This window comes from Aurantibacter sp. (assembly GCF_042094015.1).
Classification (GTDB): domain Bacteria; phylum Bacteroidota; class Bacteroidia; order Flavobacteriales; family Flavobacteriaceae; genus Aurantibacter.
The window spans coordinates 1-16,995 of record NZ_JBELDZ010000016.1 but is presented as its reverse complement, the minus strand read 5'-3'; the positions used below and the strand labels follow the sequence as shown (position 1 = coordinate 16,995).

Annotated in this window: 15 protein-coding genes and 1 pseudogene; 11 read left to right on the top strand and 5 right to left on the bottom strand. The window is 29.6% G+C overall.

Annotated elements, in window-relative coordinates:
* Together ACFDSN_RS03985 and ACFDSN_RS03980 are read right to left on the bottom strand one after the other, a co-directional pair.
* A partial coding sequence (locus tag ACFDSN_RS03985) for a phosphoethanolamine transferase (protein WP_375238536.1) occupies positions 1-1,431 on the bottom strand: 1,431 nt, incomplete at its 3' end.
* Positions 1,432-2,598, bottom strand: a complete 1,167-nt coding sequence (locus tag ACFDSN_RS03980; RefSeq protein WP_375238535.1) for a class I SAM-dependent RNA methyltransferase — start codon at positions 2,596-2,598, stop codon at positions 1,432-1,434.
* 190 nt (positions 2,599-2,788) lie between these two features.
* Here ACFDSN_RS03980 and ACFDSN_RS03975 point away from each other — a divergent pair, with 190 nt between their 5' ends.
* Genes ACFDSN_RS03975 through ACFDSN_RS03960 form a run of 4 tightly spaced genes read left to right on the top strand, consistent with a single transcriptional unit; the run spans position 2,789 to position 5,149 of the window.
* Positions 2,789-3,520, top strand: a complete 732-nt coding sequence (locus ACFDSN_RS03975) for a class I SAM-dependent methyltransferase (protein ID WP_375238534.1) — start codon at positions 2,789-2,791, stop codon at positions 3,518-3,520.
* Positions 3,521-3,526: 6 nt separating this feature from the next.
* Positions 3,527-4,198 (top strand): ZIP family metal transporter, encoded by a 672-nt coding sequence (locus ACFDSN_RS03970; protein ID WP_375238533.1) that lies wholly within the window; start codon positions 3,527-3,529, stop codon positions 4,196-4,198.
* A 55-nt stretch (positions 4,199-4,253) separates the two neighbouring features.
* Positions 4,254-4,682 (top strand): DUF4268 domain-containing protein, encoded by a 429-nt coding sequence (locus tag ACFDSN_RS03965; protein WP_375238532.1) that lies wholly within the window; start codon positions 4,254-4,256, stop codon positions 4,680-4,682.
* A gap of 2 nt (positions 4,683-4,684) precedes the next feature.
* Positions 4,685-5,149 (top strand): hypothetical protein, encoded by a 465-nt coding sequence (locus ACFDSN_RS03960; protein WP_375238531.1) that lies wholly within the window; start codon positions 4,685-4,687, stop codon positions 5,147-5,149.
* 77 nt (positions 5,150-5,226) lie between these two features.
* Here the strand turns inward: ACFDSN_RS03960 and ACFDSN_RS03955 are convergent, their stop codons facing one another.
* The 3 genes from ACFDSN_RS03955 to ACFDSN_RS03945 form a co-directional block, all read right to left on the bottom strand.
* Complete coding sequence (locus ACFDSN_RS03955) at positions 5,227-6,159, bottom strand: peptidylprolyl isomerase (RefSeq protein WP_375238530.1); 933 nt, start codon at positions 6,157-6,159, stop codon at positions 5,227-5,229.
* 102 nt (positions 6,160-6,261) lie between these two features.
* Positions 6,262-6,864, bottom strand: a complete 603-nt coding sequence (locus ACFDSN_RS03950) for a hypothetical protein (protein WP_375238529.1) — start codon at positions 6,862-6,864, stop codon at positions 6,262-6,264.
* Between the two features lie 14 nt (positions 6,865-6,878).
* On the bottom strand, positions 6,879-9,071 hold the full coding sequence (locus ACFDSN_RS03945; RefSeq protein ID WP_375238528.1) for a RecQ family ATP-dependent DNA helicase: 2,193 nt from the start codon (positions 9,069-9,071) through the stop codon (positions 6,879-6,881).
* A gap of 174 nt (positions 9,072-9,245) precedes the next feature.
* Between ACFDSN_RS03945 and ACFDSN_RS03940 the strand changes: the two genes are divergently transcribed.
* The 7 genes and pseudogenes from ACFDSN_RS03940 to ACFDSN_RS03910 form a co-directional block, all read left to right on the top strand.
* Positions 9,246-10,214: an SIS domain-containing protein gene (locus tag ACFDSN_RS03940; protein WP_375238527.1), complete on the top strand. Its 969-nt coding sequence runs from the start codon at positions 9,246-9,248 to the stop codon at positions 10,212-10,214.
* Entirely contained in the window at positions 10,214-11,026 is an 813-nt protein-coding gene (tatC, locus tag ACFDSN_RS03935; protein WP_375238526.1) for a twin-arginine translocase subunit TatC, read from the top strand. The genes ACFDSN_RS03940 and tatC overlap by 1 nt, the downstream gene beginning before the upstream one ends.
* A gap of 4 nt (positions 11,027-11,030) precedes the next feature.
* Positions 11,031-11,378, top strand: a complete 348-nt coding sequence (locus tag ACFDSN_RS03930; RefSeq protein WP_375238525.1) for a carboxymuconolactone decarboxylase family protein — start codon at positions 11,031-11,033, stop codon at positions 11,376-11,378.
* A 74-nt stretch (positions 11,379-11,452) separates the two neighbouring features.
* Positions 11,453-12,193, top strand: a complete 741-nt coding sequence (lptB, locus tag ACFDSN_RS03925; RefSeq protein WP_375238524.1) for an LPS export ABC transporter ATP-binding protein — start codon at positions 11,453-11,455, stop codon at positions 12,191-12,193.
* 238 nt (positions 12,194-12,431) lie between these two features.
* Entirely contained in the window at positions 12,432-15,263 is a 2,832-nt protein-coding gene (uvrA, locus tag ACFDSN_RS03920; RefSeq protein ID WP_375238523.1) for an excinuclease ABC subunit UvrA, read from the top strand.
* Positions 15,264-15,362: 99 nt separating this feature from the next.
* On the top strand, positions 15,363-16,052 hold the full coding sequence (locus ACFDSN_RS03915) for a TIGR00730 family Rossman fold protein (protein WP_375238522.1): 690 nt from the start codon (positions 15,363-15,365) through the stop codon (positions 16,050-16,052).
* A gap of 127 nt (positions 16,053-16,179) precedes the next feature.
* A pseudogene (locus ACFDSN_RS03910) lies at positions 16,180-16,995 on the top strand (metalloprotease); the annotation flags it as partial.

Genomic DNA, 16,995 nt, shown 5'->3' with positions numbered 1-16,995 from the left:
ATATAATTGTGATTTTGTAAAAGATTTCTTCTCCCTAGAAGTCCATAACACAAAAGGTATGTCATACATTGGTTTAGAAGATTTTCCGCCAAAATGACCAACAAAATTTTGTGTATCAAAAACATCATCGCCGTGATCTGAAAAATAAACAACAAAACTGTTTTTTTGAGTTGCTCTAACTTTTTCAATTATCTCTCTTACTACATAATCGTTATATAAAACCGCATTATCATATTGGTTTATAAATTCCGAAGCGCGATTAGAAAATTCATTCTCTACCTTTTTAGAAAATACGTTAAATTTTTCTGGATAACGTTTGTTATAAGCTCTATGTGTTCCGATTAAATGAATAAATATTAAATGTTTTCCTTTTACGTTTTGTAAAACAGAAGTTAATTCTGGTAATAAAGCTTCATCATAAATTGTATAAACATAACTATCTGTAGCCATAAATTTTTTATGGTTTGATGCTTGTGCTATTAAAGTTGGAACACTTTCTGTAAAACCAACAGGTTGCTGATTAGAAATCCAATGTGTGTTATATCCAGAAGCGTTTGCTAATTGGACTATAGAGAAATTATTCTTAATTGTTATGTTCTCTAATGTTTTCATTGTTAAAACCTTTTCTAAAGATTTTATAGTCATAACACTAGGCGAAATTACATTAGTAAAAATACTTAATTCTTCTTTAATTTCGGACAGTAGCGGATTGGTATTTCTTTTGTAACCATACAATCCCATATGCCATCTACTTGTGGATTCTCCAATTATTACCACACCAATTTCTGGCGAATTACTTGTCTCAATATTTTTTATATATTTAGAATTTGTTTGTGCTAAATCTTTTTTTAAGTCTGCTTTTGTGACCTTATAATCTGTGTAAGAACTAGATATATTAAAAATCAAACTTTCTTCTTTAAATTTTCTATTTAAAATAAAAAAACTAACACTAATTAACCCTAAACAAATACATTTCTTAAATAGAGATAATTTGTTTGGTTTAACCGTTATAAATCTAATTTTAAGAACATAAAATAATAATAAAATGAAATGAGAAATAATAACAATAATAAACTTAGTATTTAAATAAGAGGTTAAAAATTCTGAAGCTTCATTTACATTAGTTTCAAAGAAAACAAATAAAGAAGATGCCGATATTTTTGAATTAAAAATACTATAGAAAGATAATTTTAATAAAGAAATGAATGTTAAAAATAAAAATAAAGCGCTTCCAAAAAGTCTATTCCATTCTAGTTTTTTTACCAAAAGCAATATTAATAGACAGATGAAAGTTAATATAGAAAAAGAAATTATTTCTTTAATAAAAGAATACCAATAAGGTACTAAAAAACCGCTTAAAACAATAAACAGGATTAAAGGTAAAACTAACCTTAATCCTGTTTTATAATATGTTTTTATGTTTATCTGCATTTATTTTTCTTGATTCATATATTTTCCTTTTTTACTTCCTGCGTATATTTCATATTTTGCTAAGCGCGATTCTAATTTTGCGTTAAATAATTTAATTTTACGAGATGGACGTAATCCTACGTGTTTTAAAGCTTCTAAGTTAGAAGTAATAAACCAAGCTGTAGTATCTGAATAGTTTTGTTTTAAAGTATCTCCAATATTTTTATAGAAGTTTTCCATATCTATATCTAAACGCTCGCCATAAGGTGGATTAAAAACCATATGCAAATGTTTGTCTCCTCCTTTTTGGGTTTTAAAGAAATCTTCGTGTTTTACTGTTATAAATTCATCCAAATGTGCATTTACAGCATTTTCTTTTGCTTTAGTAACTGCACTTGGAGATTTATCAAACCCAAAAATTCTATGATGGAAATCGCGTGTCTTTTTAAGTAATGACTCTTCAATTTTTTCAAATAATTCAACATCCCAATCTTGCCAACGTTCAAAAGCAAACTCTTTACGCATTAGGTTTGGTGGAATGTTACAGGCAATCATTGCTGCTTCTATCATCATTGTACCAGAACCACACATTGGATCCATAAAATCCGATTGTCCATCCCAACCTGATAGCATAATTAATCCTGCTGCTAAAACTTCGTTTATTGGTGCTATATTAGTTGCTGTTTTATAACCACGTTTGTGTAGTGATTCTCCAGATGTATCTAAGCTTACGTTACAAAAATCGCGATCTATATGTATATTTATTTTTAGATCTGGAAAACGTAAATCTACATTTGGTCTTTCGCCAGTTTGGTTTCTAAAACGATCTACAATTGCATCTTTTGTTTTAAGAGAAATATATTGTGAATGGTTAAATAACTCTGAATTAACGGTAGAACTTACTGCTAACGTACCAGAAGACCTCATGAAATCTTCCCATTTTATTTTGTAAATTTTATCGTATAAATCTTGTTCGTTTTTTACTCTAAAACTTGTTATAGGCTTTAATATTTTTATAGCAGTACGTAAGCCTAAATTGGCTTTATACATAAACCCTTTATCTCCTTCAAAAGTGACACTTCTAACACCTACTTTTATGCGTTGTGCGCCAAGTTGTATTAATTCTTTTTCTAATAATTCTTCAAAACCAAATAAGGTTTTGGCAACCATTTTGAAATTATTCTCCATTGTTTTCGTCTAAATCCTTGCAAAAATACGCTATTTTTGCGCAAAATTACTATTAATCCTATATTTGGTTTGGGTTAAAGATTGATGCGGCATCCTTTTTTTGCTGCCATAAATGGCAAAAAAAGATATAGCGGAAAGCTTGGTTTTAAGCTGCTTTTCAGCTTAAAAAACCTTATAAACATAATTTTAAATGACTACAGATAAAACAGCTTGGTATGCAGATTGGTTTAATACACCATTCTATCATATTTTATATAAGGATAGAGATTATAGTGAGGCAGAAGATTTCATGATTAATCTTACCGAGTATTTAAATATACCTGAGCATGGGAAAATTATGGATTTGGCTTGTGGAAAAGGCAGACATTCAGTGTATTTAAATACGTTAGGCTATAATGTTTTGGGCGCAGACTTGTCTGAAAACAGTATTAATTATGCTAAGCAATTTGAGAATGATACTTTAAAATTTGACGTACATAATATGTGTAAGCCTTACGGCGAAACCTTTGATGCGGTTTTTAATTTATTTACAAGTTTTGGTTATTTTGATGATGAAGCCGATAATTTAAATACTATTAAAGCTATAAAAGCAAACTTAAACGATTATGGTTTTGGCGTTATAGATTTTATGAATACGGAATATATTATTGAAAATTTAGTACCAGAAGATGTAAAAACGGTAGATGGCATTGATTTTCATCAAAAACGTTATGTTAAAGATGGCTATATAATAAAAGATATTAATTTTACTTTTGAAGGCGAAGATTTTAGTTTTCAAGAACGTGTTAGAGCTTTTAGCTTAGCTGATTTTGAAAAACTTTTTGAAGATGCTGGTGTCTTTTTATTAGATATTTTTGGCGATTATAAACTAAGTAAGTTTTACAAAAAGAGCTCTGAACGTTTAATTATGATTTTTAAATAAGTTGAGATGATAACTATTTTAGCTCCTATTCTATCTGTAATTCTAGGTTATTCTGTGGTTTTAATTTTAAAACCTAAACAACCTAAGCACTTAAAATTGCTTTTGGCATTTTCTGGTGCCTTTTTACTATCTGTAACGGTTTTTGACTTTTTACCTGAGGTTTTTTCTATGGAAAACAAACGTATTGGTTTGTTTATTATGATTGGAATTTTACTACAAATTATATTAGAATTTTTCTCTAAAGGTGCAGAACATGGACACGTTCATATTAGTAAAACCTCTACAAATTTTCCTTGGCTATTATTTATAAGTCTAAGTATTCATAGTGTTTTAGAAGGTTTACCTATAGAAGGTCATAATCATTTATTATATGGTATTATTATTCATAAACTACCTATTGCAATTATTTTAAGTACGTTTTTCTTAAAATCTAGTTTAAGCAAATTACAAAGTTTTGCTTTTTTAGTATTGTTTGCATTAATGACACCAATTGGTGTAGTACTTTCTCAGCAATTAGAGTTTTTTGAAACCTATTATTATGAAATTTCGGCTTTAGTTATTGGTATATTTTTACATATTTCCACCACTATTTTATTTGAAAGTAATGAAGGACATACGTTTAACTTTACCAAGTTAATGACTATTATTGCTGCCATTGTTTTAGCTTATTTTATTTAATATAAATTGCTTTTTTGTAACTAATTATTCCAAATAACGTCTAATAAATACAATTATGTTTAGCAAAGAAGAATCACGATTAATGCGTCAGGAATTTTGGACAAGCTTTGGAAAATCTTTTCCTAGAAAATGGTTGTTATATAATACCAAGTTAAAAGGTTTAAGTTTTAAGTTCCATTTTGATAATACATCTGCTCTTGTAGCTTTAGATTTAGAAGATGACTTAGAATACAGAATTAATCATTGGGAGAAGTTAGAGTCGTTAAAATCTATTTTAAAAGATGATTTTTTGCCAGATGCTATATATACAGAACAATATATTTTAAATAACGAAAAAGAGATATCTCGCGTACACGTACAAATTCCTTATAAAGTATCTATACATAACAAAAATAATTGGCAAGAAGTCATGGTGTTTTTCAATGAAAATATGCCAAAATTTGAAGCTTTTTTTGAAGAATACAAAGACGTCATTGAAGGATAAATATGAAACATTTAAATAAAATAACAACTTATATATGCATAGCTATTTCGCTACTTATCTTGGTAGATTTTATCGTTTCTAAACAAACAATTACAGAAACTATAGTTTCTGAAAAAACAAAACACCAGAGTTATTATAATGCTGGAGGAAATTCTCACGTATCTTATAGTGTTATTACAGCTAATGAAAGTTTTAATTGCAGTCAATCCTTTTTTGAAACCCTAGAAAGTCAAAAACTTATAAATATTAACAAGTCTTTAATTTTTAACCGTGTAAACAGTTATCAAAATATAACAACTAAACAAAAGGAAACATACTCTTTACGTTATACTACAGGTTTATTTGTTCCGTTGGCAGTTTTACTTCTTTTAATTTTAAGCTTAACAAAACCTAATATATCGGATATTTTAAAGTTTGTAACTAAATTAGCAATTGTCGCAGATTTAATTTATTTGTTATTTTTCTAATATTTGTTAAAAAACTAAAAAGCTCCAAATTACAATTGTAATTTGGAGCTTTTTTATAATTTAAATTAACTAACGTATTATTTTACATCCATTAATTCTACATCGAAAATTAAAGTTGCATCTGGTGGAATTGCTCCGCCAGCACCACGAGAACCGTAACCTAAATCACTAGGAATTACAAAACGTGCTTTATCTCCAACATTTAATAACTGAATTCCTTCATCCCAACCAGAAATAACCTGTCCAACTCCAACTTGAAAGTCTAATGGTTGATTACGTTTGTAAGAAGAATCGAAAACTGTTCCGTCTGTTAATTGTCCTTTATAATGTACAGAAACCATATCTGCTTTATTTGCTTTTTTACCAGTACCTTTTTGGATAATTTGGTAACGTAAACCAGAATCCGTTTTATCGAATCCTGCAGCTACTTTATCTAAATCTGCTTCAGCTTTTGCTTTTGCTTCTGCTAACATTTTAGCTCTTGCGCCATCAAAAGTTCTAAAAGCCTCTATAGCATTAAAAGCTTCTGCTTCTGCTCCTACTCTTACAATTTCTAAAGTGTCAATTTGATCACCTTGTGCAATTGCATCTACAACATCTTGACCAGTTGTTACTTTTCCAAAAACAGTATGATTACCATCTAACCAATCTGTAGCTATATGTGTAATAAAAAACTGAGAACCATTAGTTCCTGGTCCTGAATTTGCCATACTTAAAACGCCTGGTCCATCATGTTTTAAATCTGGATGAAACTCATCTGCAAACTTATACCCTGGATTTCCAGTTCCTGCGCCTTGAGGACAACCTCCTTGAATCATGAAATCTGCAATTACTCTGTGGAATTTTAATCCGTTGTAATAAGGCGTTCCTTGAGGTTTGGCTGTATTTTCCATATTACCTTCAGCTAAAGCTACAAAGTTACCTACAGTTCCTGGTGTTTTTTGAAATTCTAAAGCGACTACTATTTCGCCTTTTGTTGTATTAAATTTTGCGTATAATCCGTCTTGCATGACTTATTTTTTTTATGAGCAGCAAAGATACAGAATGATTTATTAATTTAATATTGGATTAGTTCGATTTATTTGATTTACTAGAAAGAAAAGAGAACAAATTTAAATCTGAAAACCACAGCTCTGTAAATATGTAAGTTTCGCGTTTTCAACAAAATCAATCCAAGTTGATGAAACTGTTGCGCTATTGTTAACTAATTCAAAAACATAAAGTTCTGGATTTGCAAAATTAATATATGACACCATCAAACTAAACCTTTTAACTTTATATGATTTAGACAAACAGCTTAACTCGCTAATTGAAATAATATTTTTATCGTTTCTTTTAGTAATTATATCCGGAAATATTAAACCTTTAGTAAAAACAAGATTGTATTTTAAATTTTGAGATTGAATATTCAGAAAGTCATCTTCAAAATTAATTTTACTTGTATAAAATGAAACAATGCTGTCTTCTTTAAATGTATAATCTTCAACATTAGAAATAGTTATTTCACCTTTGAAAAGTTCATAATTTTGTTTTTCATAATTTGAAAATCTTGATGACCAATAATTGTCTAATTCACATTCACTTTTTAATATTGGTTTTGAAAAAACTAAATCATCATTTTTCACAGAATTACAATTAAAAAATGAAAGAAATATAGATAAGATTACAATAAGTTTTATTTTAAAAGCATAATTAAAATGATTGATTGAGAACATAAATAATTTAAAGTTTAATTAGCAACTTCACTAATAAATTTTATGCGGTACAAGCGTAATTCTTCATCTTCATAATCGCCATCAAATTCTTCTACAGCATCGTTTATTTTATCGGTTTCTGCTTCCATAAAATAATCATGAATTTCTTCCTGCTGGTCTTCGTCTAACAAATCATCAATCCAATAATCAATATTAATTTTAGTACCTGAAAACACAATTGCTTCCATTTCTTTAATAAAATTAGGCATTTCCATACCTTTTGCAGAGGCAATATCTGTTAATGGAAGTTTTCTGTCTACACTTTGAATAATGTATAATTTTAAAGCTGAATTTGTTCCTGTAGATTTTACAACTAAATCATCTGGTCTAGTTATATCATTTTCTTCAACATAATTAGCAATTAAAGCGACAAAGTCTTTAGCGTATTTTTTAGCTTTTCCTTCTCCAACACCATGAACATTATACATTTCTGCTAATGTTATAGGATATTTTAAAGACATATCTTCTAAAGATGGATCTTGGAATATTACAAATGGAGGAATACCTAACTTCTTAGCATTACGTTTACGTAAATCTTTAAGCATAGCCATTAATTTCTCATCGGCTACTGCTCCACTACTCGATTTTGCGGTTATAATACTATCATCTTTTGTTTCATCGAAAACATGATCTTCCGTCATCATAAAAGATGTTGGTTTTTCTATGTAATCTGTTGCTGCTGGCGCTAATTTAATAACACCATAAGTTTCTATGTCTTTTTTTAGAAAACGTGCTACTAAAACCTGACGCAATAGAGCCATCCAATAATTTTTAGGCTTAGATTTCCCTATTCCAAAAAATGGTTGCTCGTTACTTTTATGCGAATTAATTAGTGCGTTTTCTTGACCAATTATAACAGATACTAAATCTTTAGATTTATACTTTTCGTGAGAACCTTTAATTACTTTTAGCAAAGTAACCACATCTTCTTTGGCTTCGTTTTTCTTTTTTGGAAAACGCATATTGTCGTCCATATCGCCGCCATCGCCAGTTTCTGTATTAAATTCTTCACCAAAATAATGAAGAATAAATTGTCTTCTAGACATAGAAGTTTCTGCATACGCTACAACTTCTTGTAATAATGCTTGACCAATTTCTTGTTCTGCAACTGGTTTACCAGACATAAACTTCTCTAATTTCTCTACATCTTTATAGGCATAGAAAGCCAAACAATGTCCTTCGCCTCCATCTCTACCAGCACGACCCGTTTCTTGGTAATAACTTTCTATACTTTTTGGAATGTCATGATGGATTACAAATCTAACATCTGGTTTATCTATTCCCATTCCAAATGCAATAGTTGCTACTACAACATCTACATCTTCCATTAAAAACATATCTTGATGCGATGCACGTCTTTTAGCTTCTAAACCTGCATGATAAGGAATAGCTTTTATACCATTAACTTGTAAAACCTGTGCTAATTCTTCAACTTTTTTACGACTTAAGCAATAAACAATTCCAGATTTACCTTCGTTTTGTTTAATAAACTTAATAATATCTACATCTACTGTTTTTGTTTTTGGACGTATTTCGTAATATAAATTAGGTCTATTAAATGATGCTTTAAACGTTTTAGCATCACTCATTCCTAAATTCTTTAAAATATCTTCTTGAACTTTTGGTGTAGCTGTTGCTGTTAATCCAATAATTGGGATATTATCGCCTATTCTACCAATAATACTTTTTAGGTTTCTATATTCTGGTCTAAAATCGTGTCCCCATTCACTAATACAATGCGCCTCATCTATAGCTACAAAAGAAACAGTTACACTTCGTAAAAACTCAATATTCTCTTCTTTAGTTAAAGATTCTGGAGCGACATAAAGTAATTTAGTTATTCCATTAGTTATATCTGCTTTAACCTGTTTTACTTCTGTCTTATTTAAAGATGAATTTAAGACATGTGCAATACCATGATCGTTAGAAATACCACGAATGGCATCTACTTGGTTTTTCATTAAAGCAATTAAAGGAGAGACTACAATTGCGGTTCCTTCTTGCATTAATGCTGGTAATTGATAACACAAAGATTTTCCGCCTCCAGTAGGCATAATTACAAAAGTGTTCTTTTTATCTAAAATACTTTTAATTACAGGTTCTTGTAAGCCTTTAAACTCACTAAATCCAAAATACTTCTTTAAATCAGAATAAATACGATCTCTCAAAATAAGGGTATACTTAATTATTGGTTTACTACTTTTTAAAGGTAAAATATAATTACGTTTAAAATATAAAAATAGCGTTTATTTTTTAATTAAATTTGCAAGAATTAAATTATCTCGCAGACTTTAATATTTAATAAAGATAATAAAATCTTTATTATACTAAAAGAATAATTAATGACTCATAACAAGGAATCAATTACCCAATTAGCAAAAGAGACCGTTTTGTTAGAAAGTCAATCTATATCTAACTTAATAAGTCTAATTAATGATGATTTTTACAATGCTGTTGAATTAATACATAACTCTAAAGGTCGCGTTATTATTACAGGAATTGGAAAAAGCGCCATTATAGCTACTAAAATAGTAGCTACTATGAATAGTACAGGAACTCCAGCTGTATTTATGCATGCTGCAGATGCTATTCATGGTGATTTAGGTTTAATACTTAAAGATGATGTTGTTATTTGTATTTCTAAAAGTGGAAATACACCAGAAATTAAAGTTCTAGTACCATTTATAAAAAAAGCAGGAAATAAAATGATTGCTATTACAGGCAATAACAATTCTTTTTTAGGAACAGAAGCAAATTTTGTTTTAAATGCTTATGTAGAAAAAGAAGCTTGTCCAAATAACCTAGCACCAACAACTAGTACAACTGCGCAATTGGTTTTAGGCGATGCTTTAGCCGTTTGTTTATTGAAAATTCAAAATTTTACAAGTAATGATTTTGCTAAATACCATCCTGGTGGTGCTTTAGGTAAAAAATTATATTTAAGGGTTAATGATATGTCTCAAGTTAACCAAAAACCTCAAGTTAAGCCAAACACATCGATTAAAGATGTAATTATTGAAATTTCAGAAAAACGTCTTGGAGTTACTGCTGTTGTAGAAAATGGAACCGTAGTTGGAATTATTACAGATGGTGATTTAAGACGTATGTTAACTAAAACAGATAACTTTTCGAGTTTATCTGCTAAAGATATTATGAGTGCTAATCCAAAAACTATCACATCTGATGCTATGGCTGTAGATGCAAAAGAAATTTTTGAAAAAAATGGCATCTCGCAACTGGTTGTTGTAAAAGACAATAAATATGATGGTATTGTTCACATTCATGACTTAATTAAAGAAGGCATTTTATAATGGCTAAAAAACAAGTAAACGAAATGTCTTTTTTAGACCATTTAGAAGACTTAAGGTGGCATTTAATACGCATTTGTATTGCAGTATTAATTGCGGCAACTATCGCTTTTGTCTTTAAATCTTTTATTTTTGATATAGTTATTTTCGGCCCAAAAAGTATGGATTTCCCTACTTATAAATTACTTTGTGATATTGCAACGTATTTTAATATGGACACTACACTTTGCGCAGATGAGTTTCCTTTTAAAATTCAAGCCAGAAAAGTAGCTACACAGTTTTCTGCACATATTTGGACTTCTATTTTAGCTGGATTTATTATTTCTTTTCCTTATGTTATTTATCAGCTTTGGAGATTTATCAGTCCAGGAATGAAATCTAACGAACGTAAAAACTCAAGAGGTTTTATTATTGTGTCTTCGCTCCTATTCTTTTTAGGTGTACTATTTGGTTATTATATTATTACACCTTTATCAATTAACTTTTTAGGAACTTATACTGTAAGTACTGAAATTAGTAATGAGTTTGATTTAGATTCTTATATAGGTTTATTGCGTGCATCAGTTTTAGCTAGTGGTATTATTTTCGAATTACCTATAATCATCTATTTTTTAGCTAAAATTGGCCTAGTCACTCCAGGGTTTTTAAGACGAAATAGAAAAATAGCATTGGTATTAGTTTTAATCTTATCGGCAATAATAACGCCACCAGATGTTGCTAGCCAAATAATTGTAGCTATTCCTGTTTTAATACTATATGAAATAAGCATATTTATAGCAAAATTTGTTGTAAAAAAAGAATCTAAAAATAAATAAAAAAATGTCTGAAGTAGTCAAAGAATTTAATGATTACCGTACTAAAATGAACAACAAAATTTTAGCGGATAACAATAAAGTAATTAAACGTATTTTTAATTTAGACACGAATGCATTTGCTGCTGGTGCTTTAGATGTAAAAACAAAAGAACTTTTAGGTTTAGTTGCTTCTTTAGTATTACGTTGCGACGATTGTGTTAAATACCATTTAGAATCCTGCTATAACGAAGGTTTATCTAAAGAACAAGTTATAGAAACTTTAAGTATTGGTAATTTAATTGGAGGAACTATTGTAATTCCTCATCTTAGAAAAGCTTATGAATATTGGGATGCACTAGAAGCACAAAGTTAAACTTAGTATAAAACAAGTTTAAATTATTTCAACTTTCAATTAAATACCTATTTTAGAACTTTAATTTAGCATCTATGAAATTACGCGCAGAAAATTTAATGAAATCTTATAACGGACGAAAAGTAGTTAAAGATGTTTCTCTTGAAGTAAATCAGGGTGAAATTGTAGGGCTCTTAGGACCTAATGGCGCTGGAAAAACTACTTCGTTTTATATGACTGTTGGTTTAGTTAAACCAAATGCGGGAAAAATTTTCTTAGATAATACTGATATTACCGATTATCCAATGTACAAACGTGCACAGAATGGAATTGGTTATTTAGCACAAGAGGCTTCGGTTTTTAGAAAGCTGAGTATTGAAGATAACATTTTAAGTGTATTACAATTAACCAAGTTGTCTAAAAAGCAACAATTAGATAAAATGGAAGAGCTTATAGATGAGTTTAGCTTAGGACATATTAGAAAAAGTCGAGGCGATTTATTGTCTGGTGGAGAAAGACGTAGAACAGAAATTGCCCGTGCATTAGCTACAGATCCTAATTTTATTTTATTAGATGAACCTTTTGCTGGTGTAGATCCTGTTGCTGTAGAAGATATACAACGCATTGTAGCGCAGTTAACTAAAAAGAATATTGGAATACTTATTACAGACCACAACGTACAAGAAACCTTAGCTATTACAGATAGAACGTACTTAATGTTTGAAGGAAGTATTCTAAAAGCTGGAGTTCCAGAAGATTTAGCAAGCGATGAAATGGTTAGAAAAGTCTATCTAGGTCAAAACTTTGAATTACGCAGGAAGAAAATTAGAGAATAATATATTTTTAATATCGCCGTTTTCTAAAACTTGACTTTGTCATTTTTTTAGTCGAACTTCGTTTAACTGCTGATATAAAACATTAGAACGTGTTCATATCATCTTGTTAAACGAGTTTATCTTCTCATTTATAACTTAAAAATTAAAGCTTCCCTATTTTAAAGAAATAACAAAACTCTAACATAATCTCATTTCAAATTCAGCATTTAAAAATGTATCTTTACTGCTTTGCTTTGTTATGACGAATTTTGAAGAAAACATAGAGGTTAAAGGCGCAAGAGCTCACAACTTAAAAAACATAGATGTTACTATTCCTAGAGAAAAACTGGTTGTAATAACTGGACTTTCGGGTTCTGGGAAATCGTCTTTAGCCTTTGATACTATTTATGCTGAAGGACAAAGGCGCTACATTGAAACGTTTTCGGCATATGCCAGACAATTTTTAGGTGGCTTAGAAAGACCAGATGTAGATAAAATTGATGGATTATCTCCTGTTATTGCCATAGAACAAAAAACAACAAGTAAATCGCCAAGATCTACTGTTGGTACAATTACTGAAATTTACGATTTTTTACGTTTATTATATGCTCGTGCAAGCGATGCCTATAGTTACAATAGTGGCGAAAAAATGGTAAGTTATAACGATGAACAAATTAAGAAACTAATTACCGAAAGCTACAAAGGCAAACGCATAAATATTTTAGCGCCTGTTGTTCGTTCCCGTAAAGGTCATTATCGCGAATTATTTGAACAAATAGCCAAACAAGGTTTTGTAAAAGTACGTACAGATGGAGAAATAAAAGATTTAGTTAAAGGAATGAAACTAGATCGTTACAAAATGCATGATATAGAAATTGTTATTGATCGTTTAAAAATTGACGATTCTCAAGATAATAACAAACGTTTAGACGAAAGTATTAATACTGCAATGTATCATGGGGAAGACGTCTTATTAGTCATAGACCAAGACACACAAGAAGCTCGTTATTTTAGTAGAAATTTAATGTGCCCAAGTTCTGGGATTTCTTATCCTAATCCTGAACCTAATAACTTCTCTTTTAATTCTCCAAAAGGTGCTTGTCAAAATTGTAATGGAATTGGAGAATTATATCAGGTAAACACAGATAAAATTATTCCAGACGATAAATTATCAATTCAAAATGGTGCTATTGCGCCTTTAGGTGAAGCAAAACAAACTTGGGTTTTTAAGCAATTAGAAACTATAGCAACTAAATATAATTTTAAATTAACAGATGCTTTTAAATCAATTCCAAAAGAAGCTAAACAAATTATAATGTATGGCGGAAACGAAAAATTCACCGTTAATTCTAAAGCACTTGGAGTTGCAAGAGATTATAATATAGATTTTGAAGGTGTTTCTAATTTTATAGAAAGTCAGTACAAAAATGCAGAATCGACTTCTCTTAAACGTTGGGCAAAAGACTATATGGACAAAGTGAGCTGTCCAGAATGTCAAGGTTCTAGATTACGTAAAGAATCGTTGTATTTTAAAGTTAATGGTAAAAACATATCAGAATTAGCCAATTTAGATATAGTAGATGTAGCAGATTGGTTTAAAAAACTACCTAATCATTTATCAAAATCTCAAGCTAAAATTGCAGAAGAAATTGTTAAAGAAATCAATTCTAGACTTGAGTTTTTACTGGATGTTGGCCTAAATTATTTATCACTTAACCGAAGTTCAAAATCACTTTCAGGAGGAGAAGCTCAACGTATTAGACTAGCTACACAAATTGGTTCTCAATTAGTTGGTGTATTATATATTTTAGATGAACCAAGTATTGGATTACATCAACGAGATAACGAAAAACTAATTAATTCTCTAGAATCCTTAAGAGATATTGGAAACTCTGTAATTGTGGTAGAACATGATAAGGATATGATTGAGCGTGCAGATCATGTTATAGATATTGGACCATTTGCAGGGAAACATGGAGGCGAAATTATTAGTCAAGGAAAGCCTAAAGATTTAATAAAAGAAAACACACTTACTGCAGACTATATTACTGGTAAAAAAGAAATTGAAGTTCCTAAAAAACGTAGAAAAGGTAATGGTTATTTTTTAGAGCTTAAAGGCTGCACAGGGAATAACTTAAGAAATGTTTCTATAAAGCTACCACTAGGTCAAATGATTGGTATAACTGGTGTTTCTGGAAGTGGTAAAAGCACCTTAATAAACGAAACCTTATATCCTATTTTAAATGCGCATTATTTTAATGGTGTAAAAAAACCAATGCCTTATAAGAGTATAAAAGGTTTGGAGCATATAGATAAGGTTATAGATATTAATCAATCACCTATTGGAAGAACACCAAGAAGTAATCCAGCAACTTACACAAAAACATTTGATGAGGTAAGAAGTCTTTTTGCTAAAGTGCCTGAAGCTATGATCCGTGGTTATAAGCCAGGAAGATTCAGTTTTAATGTAAAAGGTGGAAGATGCGAAACCTGTCAAGGTGGTGGATTACGTGTTATTGAAATGAATTTCCTTCCGGATGTTTATGTAGAATGTGAAACGTGTCAAGGAAAACGTTTTAATCGTGAAACTTTAGAAATTAGATATAAAGGAAAAAACATTAGCGATGTTTTAAATATGACAATTAATGATGCTGTAGATTTCTTTGAAAATATACCAAAAATATATAGAAAACTTAAAACCATTCAAGATGTAGGCCTAGGTTACATTACCTTAGGACAACAAAGCACTACACTTTCTGGTGGCGAAGCACAACGTATAAAATTAGCCACAGAACTAAGTAAGCGTGATACTGGAAACACATTCTATATTTTAGATGAGCCAACAACTGGTTTACACTTTGAAGATATACGTGTATTAATGATTGTTTTAAACAAGCTAGCAGATAAAGGAAATACGGTTGTAATTATAGAACATAATTTAGATGTCATTAAAACTGTAGATTACATAATAGATGTTGGACCTGAAGGCGGAAAAGGTGGCGGAAAAATCTTAACAAAAGGAACTCCTGAAGAAGTCGCTAAACACAAAACAAGCCACACAGCAAGATTTTTAAAATTAGAATTAAAATAAATTGCTATAACCTTAAAAAAACCTATTTTAGCAAGTTGTGTTATTATTATTAACACAGCCGTAATTAAATAATACATCAACAATATTAAATTAGACAAAATGAGATCAGAAAAACATCATAAAGGTTGGAATGAAATAAAAACAAACGATTCTTGGGCATTATTTAAAATAATGGCAGAATTTGTTAATGGGTTTGAACGTATGAGTTCTATTGGCCCTTGTGTATCCATTTTTGGTTCTGCAAGAACAAAACCAGATCATAAATATTATAAATTAGCAGAAAGTATGGCTAAAAGCATTGCAGATGCTGGTTATGGTGTAATTACTGGTGGAGGACCAGGAATTATGGAAGCTGGAAATAAAGGGGCACATTTAGCTGGCGGAACTTCTGTTGGTCTAAATATAGAGTTACCATTTGAGCAACATGACAACCCATACATAGATAAAGGTAAAAGTTTAGATTTTGATTACTTCTTTGTTCGTAAAGTAATGTTTGTAAAATACTCTCAAGGATTTGTAGTTATGCCTGGTGGTTTTGGAACTTTAGACGAACTTTTTGAAGCTATTACTTTAATTCAGACTCATAAAATTGAAAGATTCCCAATTATTTTAGTTGGTACAGAATTTTGGTCTGGGTTAATGGATTGGATTAAATCTACTTTATTAGAGCAATTTGAAAACATTAGCGCAAAAGATTTAGATTTAATACATTTAGTAGATACAGAAAAAGAAGTTGTAGAAATTCTTAATACATTCTATGATTCAGCAGATTTAAGTCCTAATTTCTAAATTTAAACGCAACGTATTTAAAATCATATCATCTATTGTTAAATACTCATGTTCCGCATATTTCTTTTATGTAAAAATAATATGCGGAATATTAAATGATAAGCTTTAATTATAACCCAATAACCTTTTGAACAAAAATCACGTTTTATTTTTTATTTTAATACTCTTTCTAGATTTTGGACTTAGTCAGAATAGTATAAAAATAGATGCAGAATTACATCCAGACAATAAAACAATAACTATTGTTCAAGATCTAGAATTCTTTAATCCATCTACAGAAGAATTAAACGAAATATACCTACAAGATTGGACACATAGTTATTCCGCTAAAAACACACCTTTAGCCAATAGGTTTGCAGAAGAATTTAAAAACACATTTCATTTTGCAAAAGATGATGATCGTGGAGAAACTTCAATATCAAAACTTACTATTAACAATCAAGATTTAGAGTTTGAACGATTAAAAAATCAAATTGATATTATTAAAATCAATTTAGAAGAACCGCTACAAGCTAATTCTAGTATTTCAATTCATTTAGAATATACATTACAAATTCAAAATGATAAATTTACTCGTTATGGAGTGTCTTCAAATAACGATTATAATTTAAGATATTGGCTTATTGTTCCTGCAGTTTATAATGGTAATTGGCAATATTATAGTAATAAAGATTTAAATGATCAATTTATATCGCCTTACAATATTGATTTAATTTTTAAATATCCAAAATCTTATCAATTAATTTCTGCATTAGATATTGTAAACGAAAGTAATAATCAAGTCAAAAAAACGACAATTTTATCTGGAAAGAATGTATTAAGAGATAAGCTATCTTTAGTACAAGAAGAAAAATACAATACTGTAAAAACAGATTTTTATGATATTATTAGTAATGTAGATGTCGAAAAACTAAAGCCATTTGAAACTGCTATTATTAATGAT